Below are 18,196 nucleotides of genomic sequence, written 5' to 3'. Positions count from 1 at the left end.
TGAGACATTATCAATTTCGGTTGACATATTTGAGTGCTAAACAATTAAAAAGACCGAAATGAATCAGTCTTAATCCTTTAGTATACTTATATGATAAATATCATCGATGAGAATGGTTGTTTTATCTAGTAGTATCACTCTTTTATTGATTTCATCAATATCTTTAAACTGACCTCTTACTGTTGCATAAGACCCACCCTCTTTATACTCATCTTTTAGAAAGTAATCTATCGTGATAGAAGGATGTTCTTTTTTATTAATAAGTAGATTGTTAAGTACTCTATTTAATACTTGTCTTTTATCTTCATCTAATATACGTTTTTGAGTCGTAAGTCTTCCTGCTTCACTTATTTTATCTACATGTGTCTTAAGAGCTGCAAAGGGTGCAAACTGAGCCGCTCTATTATTCATGGACATTCTTGGATGATTTATTGAAGTAGGATGTTTCATATTGATTATATCGTCATAATTCATGCATTATGCCCTCCTATCATTTTATTTCTATCTCTAGTTGTGGCCCCTTCCTGAAGATCAGCGCCTTTAAGTAAGGCATTCTTACCATATTTCTTCTTAATATCAAGTGTGACACTCTGCAATTTCTTTTCTTTAGATAAATCCACTTCTATCTTTTCTTCATCAAATAAAGAAAGCTGTTTATAAGTTACAGGAATATCATCATCACTTCTTACCTGTGTTGCATTGAGCTGAATTCTTCTTATTGTAAGTGCATGATTTATATGTGAGTGATAGAAACGTAATAAGGCATCGCACATGAGCTTATAAGAAGACGTATATCTATCTAGATTAATTGTTCCATGGAGATGCTTTGGAAGCTTTCTTCCATAACGATCTTCCATGATTTCTCCACGATAATCCTTCATATTCTCAATATCATAGCCAATTGTAAGGACAAGCTTATTAGTCACCAGATGTTTTTCAAAGAGATCCATGCTTAAGGATTCTATCATTTCTTTTAAAATAATTTCAGTTTTCTTATAATCATAAGCACATGATAATACCTGCCCTGTTCCAATACTTTTAGAGGGTGCTTTATAGGCTTTAATGGCTGACATGGTACAAGGTTCCCAGCCCCAGGCATGATCAATAAGCAGTTCTGCATTGACTCCAAATAGATTGTATAGTTTTTCTTCATCTTCTAATGAGCATCTTGCGATATCTCCCATTGTATATAAACCGATATTATTCAGTTTAGTAGAAATACCCTTACCTACTCTCCAGAAGTCATTCAAAGGCGTATGAGACCATAAAAGCTTTCTATAGGCATAAGTATTTAAATACGCAATGCGTGCTCCTTTTTCATCTGGTTCTTTATGTTTGGCAACTATATCCATCGCCACTTTAGCTAAATAAAGATTCGTTCCTATCCCTGCAGTCACAGTAATACCTACCTCTTTATATATATCATAAATAATATTTTGAACAAGATGAAAAGCATCTAACTCATAAGTATCTAAATAATGCGTGGCATCAATAAAGACTTCATCAATAGAATAGACATGAATATCATCAGGAGAGAAATACTTTAAGTAGATTGAGTAAATACGTGTCGAATATTCAAGATAGAGGGACATACGCGGTTTTGCGATAATATAATCTATAGCTTTATGTTTATTCTTATTAAGATTTGATGCAAGAAAAGAACTTCCCTCAAGTGGTTCTCTTTGATGATTGAGTTCTTTTAGTTTAGAAATGACTTCAAATAATCTTGCACGTCCAGGAAGACCATAGGCTTTTAAACTTGGAGAGACGGCAAGGCATATTGTTTTTTCTGTACGTGAGGCATCTGCAACAACAAGATTGGTGTCTAGTGGATCGAGTCCTCTTTCTAGACATTCTACAGATGCATAAAATGATTTGATATCTATTGCAAGATATGTGGGAACATGTACCATACTATCACCTCCTTGAGATATGTATTATAGCATAAAAAAGACAGGCGTCGCCTGTCTTAAGCATCTTATAAAGCGTTTGCTGCAAGATAACCAGATTCAATAGCTGAATTGATGTCTGCAACCTTATTTGCATCACCAACAACCTGAACATGGATATTCTTTTCTTCTAATGCAGTCATGTCAAATGCATTAGAACGAGCACCTACTGCAAATACTACATAATCACATGGAAGTGATACTTTACCTTCTGCAGTTTCTGCTTCTACTGTAGTTGCAGTAATTTCTGTTACCTTAGTATTAGTGAACTGTTTAACACCATGCTTTTCAAAATCAGCCATCATTTCTGGACGAATTGTAGTTGATTCTTCTTTCGCAATAGTATCCATCATTTCTACGATACTTACATCATTACCTCTAAGTGCAAGGTATTCAGCTGTTTCAGCACCTACAAGTCCACCACCGATAACAACGATTCTTCCTGCTGGGAACTGTTCATTAGAAAGTACTTTCCAAGCATCCTGTACATGAGGCATATCCTTACCAGGGATATTTAAGATGAAGTTAGAAGCACCAGTTGCAACGATAACTTCATCAGGCTGATCAGCTAAGATATCTTCGCTAGTAACAGCTTTTCCTAAACGTAAATCAACGCCCAATACTTTGACTTCATTTGCGAGATAATGAATAGCACGATTCATTTCTTCTTTTCTAGGTGGTACAGAAGCAATATTTAACTGTCCACCTACTTGAGTATCCTTGTCATAAACAATAACGTCATGACCCTTCACTGCAGCAACTCTAGCAGCTTCTAAGCCTGCAGGTCCTGCACCAACAATAACAACCTTCTTCTTATTATCAGCAGGAGTAATAGTTCTTTCATATTCATAACCATTTTCTGCGTTAAGAACACAGCTTAAGAACTTTCTGTTCTGGATAGAGTCTGTACATCCCTTATTACACATCATACATAAACGAATTCTGCATGGCTGTCCATTTTCAATCTTTTTAACATAATCAGGATCAGCTAACAATGAACGTCCATAACCAACAACATCACATACACCGTTCTCAATTAATGCTTCACCATTTTGTGGAGTAACGATACGTCCTACTGCAGATACTGGAATACTTACAGCATCTTTAACTCTCTTAGTATATGACTGCATGAAACAATATGGCTGAGTACCCATTGCTGGAATAGTATCATTCAAGTTACCTGTATGGTTAGCCTGTCCAACATGGATCATATTAACGCCTGCTTCTTCAAGCTTCTTCGCAAATTCAACAGCTTCATCAATCTTTAATCCACCTTTACCTCTTAATGGGTTATCAGTGATGATTGGAAGTTTATAGTCAATACAGATATGAGGGGCATGTTCTTTAATGCTTTCTACTACCTGTAATGCAAAACGTGTTCTATTTTCGAAGCTTCCTCCATATTCATCTGTACGATGATTTAATACTGTAGAACATAAAGCACCTACTAAACGGTCTCCATGAACTTCTACTACATCTACACCTGCTTCATACGCACGTCTTACGCATTCACCCATCTGTTTAAGAATTGTATTTAATGCTTCTGGAGTTACTTCATCAGTGAAATGAAGCATATCATGATGTAATTTAGCACGAGCTGCCTGCATATCACCCTTCTTAAACATTTCAGCTAAAGCCTGAACATCATATTCAGGATGGAAAATCTGAATACCTAATTTACAATCAAATTCATGTAATGCATCAGCTAATTCTTTATAAGCTGGAATCTGTTCATCCTTGAATAATTTTGGTGTTGGAGAAACAGTATTTACTGGTGCGACGTCTCCAAGTACGATATAAGATACACCACCTTCTGCAATACGTTTATAGAAGTTGAAGCTCTGTTTAGAAATTGAACCGTCACGTTCTTCATAGCCAGTTGTCATTGGTGGGAACATGATACGATTTTTCAATGTGATTGGACCTACTTTAATTGGTTCTAATAGTTTCATATTATTACTCTCCTTACAATACATTTTTAACCACTACTATTATAGCGCTTTCATTTTACAAATGATAGTTATTATACGCAATTTATAGGTCACATTTTGTCATCAAAAGAATAAATTATATGTTTTTTAAGACAAAAAAGTACGTACAGAAAAATACGTACTTAACTCATTAATATTGTTTCATGAATACGACCTGTGATGATTGTTCTTCAAATCCATTTTTCTGATAGAAGTAATAAGCAGGAAACTCTCTTTCCGTAATCAACATAATACGGTCTATTCCTCTTTTTTTCGTATAATCAACAACTAAGTCCATAAATTGAGTTCCGAGTCCTTTAGACTGTTCATTAGTCATTATGCCAAATTCATCAATCCAGAATTCTCTGCCATTATACCAATGTTTAATACGACCTAACGCAATTCCAATAAGCTGATCTCCATCATATAAACCAATAGATAAAGATAAGCGATTACCTACTAGATCATGCATATAAATAGATAGGTCCTCTTCATTCCATTCATCATTCCATGGTTCCCTGGAGAATATTTCATTAAATAATTGCGATATCTCTTTGACATGCGCCAAACATATTTCTCTAACTTCCATATAGTCTCCTATTCTAATTCTTCAGGAAGAATTGAGTATACAACATCATCTACAACTCCCTGATTATTTTTTGCAGATTTTCTAAGGATTCCCTCATATTTCATACCTGCTTTTTGCATCACTCGACCTGAATGAGGATTATTTTTATCATGTCTTGCACGTACTAAATCATAACCTTCCTTAAATAAGTAAGAAATGACTTCTTTAAGTGCTTCTGCAACATATCCATGACCCCAATAAGCCTGCCCAATACAATAGCCAATTTCTACTGTATTTGTTTTATAATCAATATTTGTAACAGAAATATTTCCAATGAGTGTACTCTTATCCTTTACGACAATGCCCCAGTTATAAGAATCACCCTTTTCATAAGACTGAATCCAGGAAGAAAGTAACTGTTTTGTGTCTTCTATACTTTGATGAGGTGGCCAAGTCAAATAACGAGTGACCTTTTCATCATTAGACCAATGATGATACATATCATCTGCGTCTTCTATTTTAAATTCTCTTAATATTAAACGTTCAGTTTCTAAACAAGCAGTGCCATGACGCACTGTTGTTTGACACAGATATCGGTTCTTTAATTCCTTCAACAAGTCCATATGAGGCTGAGTTAAATGTTTTAACTGTAAGTCTTGAGATGTCCATTCTTCTTGCAAATAAAGAACAGTATCATCTTTAGGTGTATAAAAATATTTGAGACATCCTTCATCAGATAAAGATAATTCCTGAATATGATTCTCTTTGATTGCTGAATAAAAAGCATCTCTGTCTTCTTTAGTTAAAAACTTATATGTAACATAAATCTTCATTATAAATCCTCCAATAATTGTAGCGCATAAGCCTTAAATTCTTCTTCTATCTCACGATAATAGTGTTCATTTAAATCAGGAACACTTATCAGTGTGACAGTTGGTCTATCTTCTTCTAAAGGCATCATCTCCTTTAATTCTGCTTCAAGTAGTAAGTGATCCATCTCTTTCCAGATATTTTTTTCTTCATTCTTTAATTGAATATGAAAAGCTTGAAATATTGTTTCTAGAAGCTGGTCTTCTATTACCTGATATTCTTTCATCTGTTTTTTTATAGGAGTGATGAGATCACTCATATAAGTTTCACTTGCATCATGAAATAGACATGATAAAACAACATGTTTACTATATCCTCTGCTTTGCGCTTCTTTTGCGCAGTTGAGAGAATGCTGAGCCACTGAGTAGAAATATTTAATATGACCATTTCCACGACATAATAGACTTAATGCATGAGCGATATCTTCTAGATATATATCCTCTTTTTTAATATGAAGTGGATCTACTTTATGTCCACTATATACATTCATCGATAACATAATCTTCTTAAACTGCCTTCCTCAAATGTATAATCAGGTGTTTCGAAGGGGTATTTGATTTCATCTTCATAATACCAGGGGTCATCATGTGATGAATTCTTTAGTAAATGAAATTCCTGAGCAGGCATATAGCCTTGTGCAATTAAGAAAGCCTTCTTTCCTTCTCTATTTGTACAAACATCTACAATCATCACGACATGTCCTGGTGAACCACCTTTTAAGAAAACATCTCCTACTCTTATTTCATTTAGTTTGATAGGTGTTGATTCACTTACCATGCTTGCACTTCCTGAATAAGCAAAGACAATACGCAAGTATTTTTTAAAACATTCATAAGAATCATCATAGGAAGCACTCTTTATATAAGATGCATGATCACTCTTAATGACGACACGATACCCTTCTCTCCATTTCATATAAGATAATAAGAATCCATCACTTAAATGAAATTGAATCTTATCGTATTGTTTGGTGTTCCAATAGTATTCTGCATAGACTCTCATCACTGAGTCGGCACATTGTTGGAGGTTTTCATTTTCTATCGGTAACTTAAATACCGCAATTTGTGCACTTTGATTCCACTTCTTTTTACCGTTATACAAAAGAATAGGACTACCATTTTCCTTTAATGGATAAGTCTGCAAGAAAAGTGCAAAATCACTTTGTTCTCGTGTATATCCTTTAGGTGTGGGAATACGTGTTTCTAAGGTTGTACCTTTAGTATTGATAAAGTTTTTATTTGTAGTTGAAGATGGTGTACAAGCTGTTAAAAGTAAACATAGAAGCAGTAATATTATTTTCTTCATAATCAACCTCTCAGATAATAAATAAAGCAGCACAGCATACTAATACAAAACCACTGAATATGAGACAATTAGTAAAACGTATAGGAAATAAGTCTTCTTCTATAATAAATGTATCACAAGATGTAGGATCATAGTCTATTGTGACGTTCTTATTGTTTTTAAAATATTTCATCTGGAAGTATGTGATAGAAGGCTTTCTTTCAATAAACTTCCCTTCTGCATAGTATTGAATAGTCATCCTGTATAAATTTAATTCTTCTTGTTTTATATCTATGATTTTTCCTGATGTCTGTAAAGAACAACGGGTCGCTTTAAGTCGATATTGAAAACGACTCACAAAACCTTTGACCATGATGACAACACCTAAAATACATATAAGTACAAGTAATAGTTTTTCCATAATGTCACCTAAAAAAATAATGACCTATAAGGCCATTAGATACGATAGTTACGAAATAAGTTCTCTTTTTTCACAAAGATATCTTTAAAGAATATAAGTGCCCATAGTCCAATCGCAATATAAGCAAAGTACTGACTAATATAATATGATAGTATTGTACCCATACTTAATATGATAAACCATTTCTTGAATGCACTTCTTTGAGCACGGCTGATTCTTTTCTTATCATAATAATGGCTTTCTTCACGAGGTACATTCTTAAATGCACTAATACGATAAACACCTAATCCTTTAAGACATGTACAAATTATATAATAAAACAAGAATGTTAATGCGAGAATTGCACAGCATATACATCCTGTATTAATCATAAACACGACAAACAGCTCCCTTCAACCCTTAATGCTATTCTATCATACTTTGATAAGGGATTTAAAGAGACGATACCATTTATAACCGATATAATTGGTTACTTCACGTTTTAAGAATTGAAACTTGGTATCTCTTGTGCGATATCTAGAAGATTGTGTTGGTGATGTATAGGCAGTAATACCTGCATCCTTTGCCTGAAGCATGGCCCTTTTCATATGTAATGGATCACTGACTATTAATGCAGTCTTATAATGTTCAACATCCATAATCTTTTTCGCATTAATGAGATTCTCTAAAGTGACTGTTGACTGGTCTTCTGTAAGAATGTCATCTTCTGGTACACCTTGACTGATTGCATAAAGCTTTGCATTATAAGCATCACTAACAGGATTTCCTTTTCCATATCCTCCTGTTGTAATGATTTTCTTAACTAGATGCTTGTTGTATAAAACAACTGCATGATTAATTCTTTCTTGATAAACAGGTGAAGCATGACCATTGTATGTAGATGCACCTAAGACAATTGCAACATCTGCAGTTCTTGCTTCATCTTTAAAACTATATATATAAATACTTACTGCATTAGAAAATACATAAACAATAACTAATGCAATAAGTATAATTAATTTCTTTAAGAGTTTCATGGTAATACTTAATAATTCCTCCACAAAAAACATCTTAAACTATTTCTCATATTTTTCAATCCTATGTATCAAATTACATCAATTTTACATATCTTTTTTGAATTGATTCAATAAAATGTATACAAACAGTAAAATAAAACATGTTCCAATCATAATCAAATACATCATACTCGTTGTAACTGTATGTCCCATAAGTGTAAATGATGTATCAAAACTTTGATGAATTTCATTCATGATCGTAGAAGGAACCTTTGTATTTAGTTTAATAAATAAACTATTTAATAAATGCTTACGAATAAGTGCTGTTCCATAGGTTCCTGGTAAGAACTTAATTATAGCACGTACTGCAGGTGTAAATTGAGATATGGGCATATAAGCGCCACATAAGAAACCATATCCTGCACTCACTACACTACTAACAGCTGAAATCTGACCTTGTGTTGTAAGGAAATAATTAATAATAGATGATAAAGAAGCACCAAGCAAAGTAAGCAAAAAGATATCTAGCAAACAATATAATATATCTTTTACTGGTAAAACAAAGTGACTTGTACCTAATACAATAAAACATGCAAGTAAAGCAGTGATATTAATAATCATAGTGATAAGTAAAGTAGAAATAAAATAACTAAGAGCTAATGTTGTTTTACTAACAGGTGCTATGAGTAAGTCCTTTATTTTATGATCTGCTTTATCTTGTACCATAATCATATTTGAACAGAATGATACTGTGACACAACTCACTGCAAGTAATGAGGAAAAGAGATAACCATTCACAAAAGCATCAATAGTCTTTTGTGATACAGAATAATACTTAACTATACTATCTAGCGAATCATGATAAACAGTCCCTAGAAATGTCATATATAAGACAATTAAGACTATTGGTGTAATCAAAGCTGTTAAGAAGCGTCCTTTATCCTTAAAAAATAATACTGTATGTCTTAATGTGAGATGATAAAGTTGTTTCACACTTGTTCACCTCCTGGGAGTTTATTTCCTGTTACATTTAAGAAGACATCATCCATTCTTCCTTTTACAAGTTCAAAGTCATTAAATAATTCCGGTTTTTGAAGAATCATTTCTTTCACAACACCCGGATGATTGACACGGATTGTGTAATGATCCTTATTATATGTATATGGATGTCCTAAAGACTTAATATCCTCTTCTTTTACATGATAGATATTTAAATAATCATAAGCATATTTCTGTTTTAATTCATGTGGTGTTCCAGAAGCTATTTGACGGCCATGATCAATAATAACAACTTGATCTGCTTCAGCGGCTTCTTCCATATAATGAGTCGTAAGAAATACAGTCATATGTTTTTCTTTTCTTAAATTATCAATAACTTCCCATAATATTTTTCTTGTTTGAGGATCTAAACCAGTTGTTGGTTCATCTAAGATAAGAAGTTCTGGTTCATGAATAAGAGCACGAGCTATATCTATACGTCTTCTTTGTCCTCCTGATAGCTTATTTAAAGGTTTCTTTAAAAAGTCTTTGAAATCTAATAATAAAGAGAGTTCTTCTAGTTTCTTCTTAAAAGAATTCCCTGTAATACCATACAAAGCAGCACGATACTTTAAGTTATCATAAACTGTGAGTACATCATCTAATGCAGAAGTTTGATAAACAACACCTATAGTAGTTCTTACTTCATCCATATGTGTTTTAATATCTTTGCCTTCAATGTATATTTCTCCTGCATCCCTTGTAAGTTCACCACATATCATAGAAATAGTAGTACTCTTACCAGCACCATTAATACCTAAAAAAGAGAAGAAAGTCCCCTTTTCTACACTAAAGCTTAAGTCATCTACTGCTTTAGTATCACCAAAGCTTTTAGTAAGATGTTTAATTTCAATACTGTTCATACGTTCACCCTTTTCTACTCTTAAGAGCTTTATTGATTTCATTTGCAAGATGGCAATCATTTAAATAATTAAATAATCTGACTAAAATATCTACTACAAGTATTGTGAAAAAGAAAAGTAATCCTCCTAAGACATCCTCATACATACCAATTTGATATCCAGCAATTAAAAGAATGATTTCTAAGAGTATTGTATGAAGAATAGTCTTCACTAATACACTTTGAGACTTAGAATAATAGATAGTTGTAGGAAGGCAGGCAAGAAAAGAAAAGACTGCCACCTCTCTTAAATAAGATACAGAAAGCATTTTTATTTGAGGCTGATCTATATGACAAAACAAGATTGTCGCAAACATTGATAATGTGTAAATCACAAAATATTGAATAGTTATTGTATGTATCATTTCATTTTTATCCATTTTTCATCCTCCTTATAATCCAATCATGTGTTTAAGTACACGTACATATTGTCTAGATACTATGAGTTTTTCTTTGTTTTTTAGTACAACTTCAAATCTTCCTGATAAGGAAGGTTTGATAGAATCAATCTTATCTGCATTAATAATAAGTGACTTAGAAGCACGAAAGAATGATGTACCTTCTGTTTCTTGTTCAAATTCATAAAGTTTCATTTTAGATTCATATATTTCTTTCTCACAGTACACAAATGCATTTTGATCTACAATTTCAAAATAATAAATACTATTTATATTTAAAGGATAAGCAGTTCCCCTTTTATATCCTATGATTTTCTTCTCATTTTCTATGTAAGAGACTATATTTTGTATTTCATCTGTCATCTTATGACATCTGATTATTGTTTCTTCAACTTTTTCTTCTGGTATCAATTCAATTTTTGTCTTCATAGTCTTCCTCCGTCAAAAAAATAATAACATAATAGATTATATTTAAACATCTTATCCTATTAAGTTGTAGAAATCGTATTGTAAGATGAAAAAAAACTAGGCGTTAGCCTAGTTGATTTCAATGGAGCCACATGCCGGAGTTGAACCGGCGTCCTCTGCATGGCAAGCAGATATAATAGCCATTATACGAATGCGGCCTCACTAACACTCGAGGAGTGCTCATTTATAATATCAAATAATAATATATGTGTCAATAAGGTTTTGTAAAAAAATGAAGGATCAGTGACGATCCTTCTTGTTCTTATCATATATGATCTTTAGACCTTTAAATGTAAGTTCCTGATCATAAATATCAATTAATTCAGTTTCTTTCGCAATAAGCTTGCCTAAACCACCAGTAGATACTACTTTTAGATTCTGTCCATACTCTTCCTTAATCTTCTTGATAATATATTCAGTCTTACCAATATAACCATAAACAACCCCAGCCTGCATTGCAGAGACTGTGTTTTTCGCAATAATATGCTGTGGTTTGACTAATTCAATTTCTGGATGCTAATGTTTGATTATTTTTGAGACATTATCAATTTCGGTTGACATTAAAAACTATTGATTTCAAAATCCCCTAAAGTGAAAAGTTAAATTCCACTTTAGGCGGGGCAAAGTTGCGTTTAGTCTTTCACTTCTTTCCAGTTGTTTTTTACTCTTACAGTTGAATTTACTTTTACACCTTCAATAGTTGAATTTTCTCCTTCAGGTATATAATTACTGTGATGTCTGTTTCTCTATTTCATGAAAGGCTGATTATCATGGCTAAATCAAATAAGAATCTGCATCTTACTCTTTCAGAAAGAGAAATAATTCAGAGAGGAATAGAAAATGGTTCTACCAAGACTTCTATCGCTGAAACTCTTGGAAAGGATAAATCAACTATAGGCAAAGAAATCAAGGCACATAGAAAACATTCACATTTCTGTAGTTTTGATCCTGCCTGTGCCAACAAGGACAGATGCAAGCATCACCATGTATACAAGAACTGTGCTGACTTAGTAGTTTTCAAATGTAAGCGAAGAGACAGATCTCCTGGCGCCTGCAATGGCTGTCCTAAATACCAGCACTGCAGATTTGATAAGTTCACATATTCTGCAGATATCGCCAATAAGGAATATATGGCTGACCTCATTAACTCAAGAGAAGGAATAAATATGACATATAGCGAGCTTAAGGCTTTAGCTGATATCATTGTCCCTCTTATCAAGAAAGGTCAATCACCATATCAGATCATTACTTCTCATCCTGAATTGAATATTTCTGAAAAGACATTATACAACTACATAGAATCTGGCGTATTTAGACAGTTCGGCCTGCTTGATATTGATCTAAGAGTCAAGACAAGAAGAATATCAAAGAAGGATTCTGTCAAATATAAAAAAAAGAGAAGACAGAAAGTTCCTGATAGGCCGCACCTATGATGATTTCATCTCATATACTGACGATAATGACAACGTTAGTATCGTCGAGATGGATACCGTCTACAATGGACAAAGCGGTCCGTTCATGCAGACTTTTAAGTTCCTGTCTTACTCTTTCATGTTTATTTTATACCATGAAGAGAAGACTGCAAAGGTTATGGTTGAAGGTATAGACCTTCTAGAATCGATATTAGGAAAAGAACTGTTCCTGAAAGAAGTAGAAGTAGTCAAGACGGATAGAGGTTCTGAATTCTCGGATGCAGAAGGACTGGAAAAAGATAATGATGGCAGCATGCGAACTCATGTCTTTTACTGTGATCCTATGGCATCACGCCAGAAAGGAAGTCTTGAAAACTACCACAAGGAGATACGTTACATATGCCCTAAAGGGACAAATCTCCAAGCGCTTGGTCTAGATTCACAGGAGAAGGCTAATCTCATAGTATCCCACATCAATTCCCAGCTAAAGGAGTACCTGAAGGGAAAATCTCCGCTGGAGATGATGGAGTTCCTTAATCCAGATTTATACAAGAGATTCATAGAATTTGGAATCAGGAAAATAGAAAATGATGATATTATTTTAAAACCATATTTATTAAAAGAAGATAACTAAAATCATTCGGAGAATGTATGAAACATGAGAGGCAGGCTGACAATAGCACATGAAAGTAAAGTGGAATTTAGTCTTACACTCGAAAAAATGAACGAAATTCCATAGCTTTATTGCGCCTTAAAATACCATGATTTATGACGTTAGAATCTCATTTCTAGTGTACGAATGATTAAGTTCCATTCCCAAAACAAAAAGAATATCAGAATTAATACCCGATATTCTTATGAAAATATAATCCTGAACGACTAAATTCCACATTATTTTCGTTTCTTTTTAAAGTGGAATTTAACTTTTCACTTTAGGTCATTATGAATTCACCATCAATTCTATGATTCATTTCTCTGCTTCCCATTCTGGCAAACGTAATATCCATTTCTGAAATCTAATCTATCGAACAAGCCGAAAGCAGGGAAATAGTAATTACACATACATTTCAAGAAGTTTTTTTATAAATTGAAACTTTCATTTGTTTCATATTTGTATTATGATATTTGAAGAAAGGGCGTATATAAAAATGAAATTTTCAAAAAGAATGGATCTCTTCGGAGAAAGCATCTTCACTACACTCGCAAATATGCGTAGTGAAAGAAAAAAACAAGGACTAGAAGTCATTGATTTGAGTATTGGAGCACCTAATATTCCTCCAACTCAGGAAGTCATGGAAACAATCGCAAATGAGGCAATGAAGCCAGAAAACTATCTTTATGCGATTAAAGATGCCGTTGATCTTCAAAACACTGTAAAAGAATGGTATGAAAGAAGATACGGTGTCACTATTGATCCCGAAACTGAAATGACATCATTACTTGGATCTCAGGATGGCTTAGCACATCTTGCTTTAACTTTGGTAGATGAAGGTGATATTGTACTTGTACAGGATCCATGTTATCCAATCTTTAGAGATGGACCACTACTTGCCGGGGCTAAAGTTGTTACTATGCCTTTATTAAAGGAAAATGATTATTTAATTGATTTTGATGAGATTAATGAAAAGACTGCACAGGATGCAAAGTATATGATTGTGTCTTATCCAAACAACCCAACATGTGGTGTTGCGAATGATGAATTCTATAAGAAACTCATTGTCTTCGCAAAGAAATACAACATCATGATTCTTCATGATAATGCCTATAGTGAATTATTGTTTGAAGGACCCGGACACAGCTTCTTAGAATTTGAAGGTGCTAAGGATGTGGGTATTGAATTCAACTCATTAAGTAAAACATATGGTTTAGCAGGTGCACGTATTGGTTTTGCACTTGGTAATAAAGAAATCATTGGAAAACTGAAATCATTAAAATCTAATCTAGATTATGGTATGTTCTTACCCGTTCAAAAAGGTGCGATTAAAGCATTAACACAGGATCAATCATGTGTAGAAAAAACAAGAAATGCTTATAAACATAGAAGAGACTTATTAGTCAATGGCTGTAAGTCTATTGGCTGGGATATCGATATGCCTAAGGGTACTATGTTTGTATGGGCAAAGATTCCTGATAAGTTTAAAGATTCTGAAACTTTCGTAAAGGAACTATTTGATAAAACAGGTGTTCTTGTGGTACCAGGTAATGCATTTGGCACTCAAGGTGAAGGTTATGTACGTATGGCTCTTGTACAAAGTGATGATACAATAGAACATGCATTAGACATGATGGATAAAAGCGGACTATTTAAATAGCCCGCTTTTTTAAATAATATAAGGAATAAAAATCATCAAGCCAATAATAGCTGAAATGATTGCACTAATAAGCACAGCGCCTGCTGCAGCATCTTTAGAGAGCTTTGCAAGAGGATGAATATCCGGTGAGGCTAAGTCCACCACGGCTTCAATTGCTGTATTGACAAGTTCTAATGATAAAACAAGTGCAAATAGAATAAGACAGATCATCCATTCAATCTTCGTAATATGAAAATAGAAACCACATAATATAACGGCACACATAAAAGAAAGATGTATTTTGATATTACGTTCCTTCTTAATTGTATGGATAATGCCTTCAAAGGCATGCTGAAAAGATTTTAAAAGAGATTGTCTAGTATGTAACATCAAATCTTCTCTCCCCTTTTTCTACCGGAATATCTTTCACTTCCATATCAGTGATGTCTATCCATTGTTCATTTTTCATCTTGTAGATGAAACGATTGATTTGTTCAGGTGTGCCCTGGACTTCTGCTTCTACACGTCCATCAAAAAGATTTCTAACCCAGCCAGTAAGCCCTAACTGAGTCGCATTCATCTGTGCTCTAAAACGAAATCCAACAGCTTGTACTCTTCCTGAAAAATAGATATGCTGTCTAATCATAGTGAAACCTCCTTAAAAGTATACATCACAATACCTGCCGCTACACCGACATTAAGTGATTCCATTGTATCAATAGGAATATAAAGAGAGGCATCAGACATCGCAATTGTTTCATCTCTCACACCATTCCCTTCATTCCCCATAACAAATGCCATCTTATCTGTTGATTTAATATCATCAATAGAAGACGCATTATGTAAACTTGTCGCAATGACACGTACCCCTAACTTCTGTAGTTCTGGAATAACATGACGCAAATCATCACGGACAATATCTAAATGAAAAACAGCCCCCTGAGTAGAGCGCAATGCCTTATCATTGTATAAGTCTACACAATCAGGACTCATGACAATCTGTTTAAAGCCAAAAGCAAGTGCTGAACGAAGGATAGTTCCTAAGTTTCCTGGATCCTGTACACCATCTAAAATCAAGACACGATCATAATGTTTTAAAATATTATCCTTCTTATGACATACAGCCATAATAGGCTGTGGTGTTTTAGTATAAGAGAGCTTTTCCATAACAGAATCAGACACAACAAGCACTTTATCCTGTCCTTCTAATGATTCATCTGTACTAATAACTAAATCACATAGTCCTGCTTTTTTTGCTTCTTCTACCATGTGGAATCCATCCACTAGAAAAAGTCCTTTTTCATCTCTTGTTTTCTTGTTCTTTAATTTTACAAGGTCTTTAATTGTTTTATTATTCACTGATTGAATCATACATGCTTTTCCTCCAATATTTTCATACGTTTCTTATAATCAGGCATTCTCTTTTTGACTTCTGCATAGAATCGAGGAGAATGATTTGGTTCAATAAAATGACACAACTCATGCACAATGACATAATCAATCAACTCTTTATCTAAATAGACTAAAGAGAAATTAAATGTCACAAGGTTTAATTGATCATAACAACTGCCCCATCTTCCCTTATATTGTTTAATTTGTATACGAGGCATAGGTCGATTAAATAAAAGAAGATATTCTGCCGTTCTCGTTTTTAAATATTCATAGAGTATCTGAGAAAGATATATACCTAACGCATTTTCTATATAAGAAGTATATACATAAATACTATCTCCATGAATTGCACATTGTTTCTTCTTAATATCTCTGAGAACAATTTTGTATTTCTTACCAAAGATATAGACATACCCATCATCTCTTAGATCAAAATAAGGAACATAAGAAGATAATCGTGCATATAAATCCTCTTCATTTTCATATATTAAATCACGAATATACTTCTCACTCGTACCAAGAGGTGCACTGACTTCTAAATAATTATCTCTGATCTTTACTCTGATTGTTTTCATCTTCTTAAATGAAACAATACAGGGGTATATATGTCCTTTTAATTCAATATTCCATTTTACTTTTTGCATTTTCTTATAAACTCTTCAAATATTTTCTGACTTTCTTTCTCTGTATACATAAATTCAGGATGCCATTGTACACCCCATACAAATTTCTTATTAGGTACATAACATGCTTCGACTAAACCATCTTCACTTATAGCCATAGGTTGTAAATCACTTCCTAAGTCTTTCACTGCCTGATGATGACAACTATTAACTGATAGAATTGTTTTATTCAATAAACTCTTTAACGGTGTATCTTCTACAAGTGTTACCGTATGCTGTTTGTTATCATAAGGTGGTTCCATTCTGTGAGTTATAGTACTTTTATATTCTGATGGTAAGTCCTGATACAATGTTCCACCACATAATACATTAAGCAACTGATGTCCTCTACATATTCCTAATATCGGTTTATTTAAAGCATATACTTCTTTAAATAACTGACTTTCTAATGTGTCTCTATAAGGTGTTAAATCTCCACAGTTTTCCTTCTTTTCTTCATGATAATAGGCAGGATCTATATCTGGTCCGCCAGTGAAAAGAAAACCATCAAAGTTTTCTGATAATTGTTTAATATCTTCTATATTTTCAATAAAAGGTAACATCACTGGAATACCTCCTGCATTCATAATACCTTTCAAATATCCTGGAAGCATCCAATAACTATCTTTTTTCTCATCAAATAAAGGTAATATTCCGATAATAGGTTTCATATAAATCAACCTCCAGAAACTATTATAAATAGTAAAAGAGCCTCTTTCAAGAGACTCTATTCATGACATATTGTCTTTATTTCTTCTAGATGTTCTAAAGCAAGTACATAACCATAATCATAGATTCTTTGAATCTTATCTAGATCTTTTTCCATAGAATCAATAATGACTTCTTCTGTTGGTCTTAATACAAGTGCCTTGCCTTCTTTTTCTAGCTTGTCAATATAGTCTAATGTTTCATTATATTTGATATGACGTGAAAGCAGGGCATCTTTAAGAAGTGGGTATTTACGAGACACGACCTGTGCTGCAAATCGAGTTGAAAAATTGAGTGTCTTCTTATAACCCTTTGGTCTAGTAAGAATAATCAAAAGCTTCTTATTACCATCTTCTATTGCTTTCTTTACAGGAATAGAATCTGCAATACCACCATCAAAATATTCATTCTCACCTATCTTGATTGCAGGAAATACGATAGGAATAGCACATGTTGCCTTTAACACTGTACAATGACGATCTATTTTATGACCATCTATATATTCTGCTTTTCCTGTATTCGCATTTGTAACACCTACAAGTACTTTTGTATGAGACTTATAAAATGTATCATAATCAAAAGGATTAAGTTCATTAAACATTGTTTCATAGGCAAACTTTAAACCAAATAAAGAATGATCCGTCTTATAGTTTCTAAGACCAATATAACGAGGATCATGACGATACGTTTTTAGTATCTCAAGATTTCTTCTAGGCTGTTTTGATACATAAGAAACACCATCAGTGATTCCTGCACTTACACCTATACAATAATCAAACATAATATCATGATCATTCAAACAATCCATAATACCACATGAAAAGATTGGTCTAAATGTACCACCTTCTAAAACAATTCCACTCATATAC

Annotated in this window: 21 protein-coding genes, 1 tRNA gene and 2 pseudogenes; 2 read left to right on the top strand and 22 right to left on the bottom strand. The window is 33.3% G+C overall.

All coding sequences use genetic code 11. The features are described from left to right. Positions 1-69 precede the first annotated feature (69 nt). From QVO42_RS09690 to QVO42_RS09615, 16 genes and pseudogenes are all read right to left on the bottom strand, one after another. Entirely contained in the window at positions 70-474 is a 405-nt protein-coding gene (locus tag QVO42_RS09690) for a YolD-like family protein (RefSeq protein WP_022425912.1), read from the bottom strand. Further along, entirely contained in the window at positions 471-1,913 is a 1,443-nt protein-coding gene (locus QVO42_RS09685; RefSeq protein WP_022425911.1) for a Y-family DNA polymerase, read from the bottom strand. Before QVO42_RS09685 ends, QVO42_RS09690 begins: the two co-directional genes overlap by 4 nt. A gap of 65 nt (positions 1,914-1,978) precedes the next feature. Beyond that, entirely contained in the window at positions 1,979-3,901 is a 1,923-nt protein-coding gene (gene bilR / locus QVO42_RS09680) for a bilirubin reductase, long form (protein ID WP_022425910.1), read from the bottom strand. A 169-nt stretch (positions 3,902-4,070) separates the two neighbouring features. After that, positions 4,071-4,508, bottom strand: coding sequence for a GNAT family N-acetyltransferase (locus QVO42_RS09675; protein ID WP_022425909.1), 438 nt, complete (start codon positions 4,506-4,508; stop codon positions 4,071-4,073). A gap of 8 nt (positions 4,509-4,516) precedes the next feature. Then, on the bottom strand, positions 4,517-5,320 hold the full coding sequence (locus QVO42_RS09670; protein ID WP_022425908.1) for a GNAT family N-acetyltransferase: 804 nt from the start codon (positions 5,318-5,320) through the stop codon (positions 4,517-4,519). Continuing rightward, entirely contained in the window at positions 5,320-5,847 is a 528-nt protein-coding gene (locus QVO42_RS09665; RefSeq protein WP_022425907.1) for an HD domain-containing protein, read from the bottom strand. The genes QVO42_RS09670 and QVO42_RS09665 overlap by 1 nt, the downstream gene beginning before the upstream one ends. After that, positions 5,844-6,662: a DUF4846 domain-containing protein gene (locus QVO42_RS09660; RefSeq protein WP_022425906.1), complete on the bottom strand. Its 819-nt coding sequence runs from the start codon at positions 6,660-6,662 to the stop codon at positions 5,844-5,846. Before QVO42_RS09660 ends, QVO42_RS09665 begins: the two co-directional genes overlap by 4 nt. Positions 6,663-6,672: 10 nt before the next feature. After that, positions 6,673-7,062 (bottom strand): SmpB protein, encoded by a 390-nt coding sequence (locus tag QVO42_RS09655; RefSeq protein WP_022425905.1) that lies wholly within the window; start codon positions 7,060-7,062, stop codon positions 6,673-6,675. Positions 7,063-7,097: 35 nt separating this feature from the next. Next, positions 7,098-7,439 (bottom strand): DUF3784 domain-containing protein, encoded by a 342-nt coding sequence (locus QVO42_RS09650; RefSeq protein ID WP_022425904.1) that lies wholly within the window; start codon positions 7,437-7,439, stop codon positions 7,098-7,100. Between the two features lie 36 nt (positions 7,440-7,475). Beyond that, positions 7,476-8,102 carry a YdcF family protein gene (locus tag QVO42_RS09645; protein ID WP_238634566.1) on the bottom strand — a complete coding sequence of 209 codons (627 nt, stop codon included), beginning with the start codon at positions 8,100-8,102 and terminating at the stop codon, positions 7,476-7,478. 60 nt (positions 8,103-8,162) lie between these two features. Next, a complete protein-coding gene (locus QVO42_RS09640; protein WP_022425902.1) occupies positions 8,163-9,050 on the bottom strand; it encodes an ABC transporter permease in 888 nt (295 codons plus the stop codon). Next, the gene (locus QVO42_RS09635; protein ID WP_288164335.1) at positions 9,047-9,958 is read right to left on the bottom strand and encodes an ABC transporter ATP-binding protein; all 912 of its coding nucleotides are present in this window, start codon (positions 9,956-9,958) and stop codon (positions 9,047-9,049) included. Before QVO42_RS09635 ends, QVO42_RS09640 begins: the two co-directional genes overlap by 4 nt. A gap of 4 nt (positions 9,959-9,962) precedes the next feature. Then, positions 9,963-10,376 carry a DUF3021 family protein gene (locus QVO42_RS09630; protein ID WP_022425900.1) on the bottom strand — a complete coding sequence of 138 codons (414 nt, stop codon included), beginning with the start codon at positions 10,374-10,376 and terminating at the stop codon, positions 9,963-9,965. 12 nt (positions 10,377-10,388) lie between these two features. Further along, on the bottom strand, positions 10,389-10,823 hold the full coding sequence (locus QVO42_RS09625; protein WP_022425899.1) for a LytTR family DNA-binding domain-containing protein: 435 nt from the start codon (positions 10,821-10,823) through the stop codon (positions 10,389-10,391). 122 nt (positions 10,824-10,945) lie between these two features. Beyond that, positions 10,946-11,020: transfer RNA gene (locus tag QVO42_RS09620), tRNA-Gly, on the bottom strand. Positions 11,021-11,102: 82 nt separating this feature from the next. Next, a pseudogene (locus tag QVO42_RS09615) lies at positions 11,103-11,375 on the bottom strand (type III pantothenate kinase); the annotation flags it as partial. A 257-nt stretch (positions 11,376-11,632) separates the two neighbouring features. Between QVO42_RS09615 and QVO42_RS10545 the strand changes: the two are divergent. Further along, positions 11,633-12,908: pseudogene (locus QVO42_RS10545) on the top strand (transposase). Positions 12,909-13,422: 514 nt separating this feature from the next. Next, on the top strand, positions 13,423-14,586 hold the full coding sequence (locus tag QVO42_RS09600; RefSeq protein ID WP_022425895.1) for an aminotransferase class I/II-fold pyridoxal phosphate-dependent enzyme: 1,164 nt from the start codon (positions 13,423-13,425) through the stop codon (positions 14,584-14,586). Between the two features lie 9 nt (positions 14,587-14,595). Here the strand turns inward: QVO42_RS09600 and QVO42_RS09595 are convergent, their stop codons facing one another. The 6 genes from QVO42_RS09595 to QVO42_RS09570 are packed head-to-tail and all read right to left on the bottom strand — an operon-like array spanning position 14,596 to position 18,192. Continuing rightward, complete coding sequence (locus QVO42_RS09595; RefSeq protein ID WP_022425894.1) at positions 14,596-14,955, bottom strand: diacylglycerol kinase family protein; 360 nt, start codon at positions 14,953-14,955, stop codon at positions 14,596-14,598. Continuing rightward, positions 14,942-15,211 carry an acylphosphatase gene (locus tag QVO42_RS09590; protein ID WP_022425893.1) on the bottom strand — a complete coding sequence of 90 codons (270 nt, stop codon included), beginning with the start codon at positions 15,209-15,211 and terminating at the stop codon, positions 14,942-14,944. The genes QVO42_RS09595 and QVO42_RS09590 overlap by 14 nt, the downstream gene beginning before the upstream one ends. Beyond that, positions 15,208-15,936, bottom strand: a complete 729-nt coding sequence (locus QVO42_RS09585) for a TrmH family RNA methyltransferase (RefSeq protein ID WP_022425892.1) — start codon at positions 15,934-15,936, stop codon at positions 15,208-15,210. Before QVO42_RS09585 ends, QVO42_RS09590 begins: the two co-directional genes overlap by 4 nt. Further along, complete coding sequence (locus QVO42_RS09580; RefSeq protein WP_022425891.1) at positions 15,933-16,601, bottom strand: M48 family metallopeptidase; 669 nt, start codon at positions 16,599-16,601, stop codon at positions 15,933-15,935. The genes QVO42_RS09585 and QVO42_RS09580 overlap by 4 nt, the downstream gene beginning before the upstream one ends. Further along, on the bottom strand, positions 16,589-17,290 hold the full coding sequence (locus QVO42_RS09575; RefSeq protein ID WP_022425890.1) for a gamma-glutamyl-gamma-aminobutyrate hydrolase family protein: 702 nt from the start codon (positions 17,288-17,290) through the stop codon (positions 16,589-16,591). Before QVO42_RS09575 ends, QVO42_RS09580 begins: the two co-directional genes overlap by 13 nt. Positions 17,291-17,346: 56 nt before the next feature. Further along, positions 17,347-18,192, bottom strand: a complete 846-nt coding sequence (locus QVO42_RS09570) for a patatin-like phospholipase family protein (protein WP_022425889.1) — start codon at positions 18,190-18,192, stop codon at positions 17,347-17,349. Positions 18,193-18,196: the final 4 nt, after the last annotated feature.

This window comes from Catenibacterium sp. CAG:290 (assembly GCF_000437715.1).
Classification (GTDB): Bacteria; Bacillota_I; Bacilli_A; order Erysipelotrichales; family Coprobacillaceae; genus Catenibacterium; species Catenibacterium mitsuoka_A.
This window is presented reverse-complemented; position numbering and strand designations above follow the sequence as displayed.

What these genes read in the sequence shown, in the direction of transcription:
- QVO42_RS09690 (WP_022425912.1), bottom strand. Translation starts at nt 474, where the DNA reads ATGAATTATGACGATATAATCAATATGAAACATCCTACTTCAATAAAT.
- QVO42_RS09670 (WP_022425908.1), bottom strand. Translation starts at nt 5,320, where the DNA reads ATGAAGATTTATGTTACATATAAGTTTTTAACTAAAGAAGACAGAGAT.
- QVO42_RS09635 (WP_288164335.1), bottom strand. Translation starts at nt 9,958, where the DNA reads ATGAACAGTATTGAAATTAAACATCTTACTAAAAGCTTTGGTGATACT.
- QVO42_RS09660 (WP_022425906.1), bottom strand. Translation starts at nt 6,662, where the DNA reads ATGAAGAAAATAATATTACTGCTTCTATGTTTACTTTTAACAGCTTGT.
- QVO42_RS09685 (WP_022425911.1), bottom strand. Translation starts at nt 1,913, where the DNA reads ATGGTACATGTTCCCACATATCTTGCAATAGATATCAAATCATTTTAT.
- QVO42_RS09595 (WP_022425894.1), bottom strand. Translation starts at nt 14,955, where the DNA reads ATGTTACATACTAGACAATCTCTTTTAAAATCTTTTCAGCATGCCTTT.
- QVO42_RS09580 (WP_022425891.1), bottom strand. Translation starts at nt 16,601, where the DNA reads ATGCAAAAAGTAAAATGGAATATTGAATTAAAAGGACATATATACCCC.
- QVO42_RS09675 (WP_022425909.1), bottom strand. Translation starts at nt 4,508, where the DNA reads ATGGAAGTTAGAGAAATATGTTTGGCGCATGTCAAAGAGATATCGCAA.
- bilR (WP_022425910.1), bottom strand. Translation starts at nt 3,901, where the DNA reads ATGAAACTATTAGAACCAATTAAAGTAGGTCCAATCACATTGAAAAAT.
- QVO42_RS09590 (WP_022425893.1), bottom strand. Translation starts at nt 15,211, where the DNA reads ATGATTAGACAGCATATCTATTTTTCAGGAAGAGTACAAGCTGTTGGA.
- QVO42_RS09600 (WP_022425895.1), top strand. Translation starts at nt 13,423, where the DNA reads ATGAAATTTTCAAAAAGAATGGATCTCTTCGGAGAAAGCATCTTCACT.
- QVO42_RS09630 (WP_022425900.1), bottom strand. Translation starts at nt 10,376, where the DNA reads ATGGATAAAAATGAAATGATACATACAATAACTATTCAATATTTTGTG.
- QVO42_RS09655 (WP_022425905.1), bottom strand. Translation starts at nt 7,062, where the DNA reads ATGGAAAAACTATTACTTGTACTTATATGTATTTTAGGTGTTGTCATC.
- QVO42_RS09665 (WP_022425907.1), bottom strand. Translation starts at nt 5,847, where the DNA reads ATGAATGTATATAGTGGACATAAAGTAGATCCACTTCATATTAAAAAA.
- QVO42_RS09575 (WP_022425890.1), bottom strand. Translation starts at nt 17,290, where the DNA reads ATGAAACCTATTATCGGAATATTACCTTTATTTGATGAGAAAAAAGAT.
- QVO42_RS09585 (WP_022425892.1), bottom strand. Translation starts at nt 15,936, where the DNA reads ATGATTCAATCAGTGAATAATAAAACAATTAAAGACCTTGTAAAATTA.
- QVO42_RS09625 (WP_022425899.1), bottom strand. Translation starts at nt 10,823, where the DNA reads ATGAAGACAAAAATTGAATTGATACCAGAAGAAAAAGTTGAAGAAACA.
- QVO42_RS09570 (WP_022425889.1), bottom strand. Translation starts at nt 18,192, where the DNA reads ATGAGTGGAATTGTTTTAGAAGGTGGTACATTTAGACCAATCTTTTCA.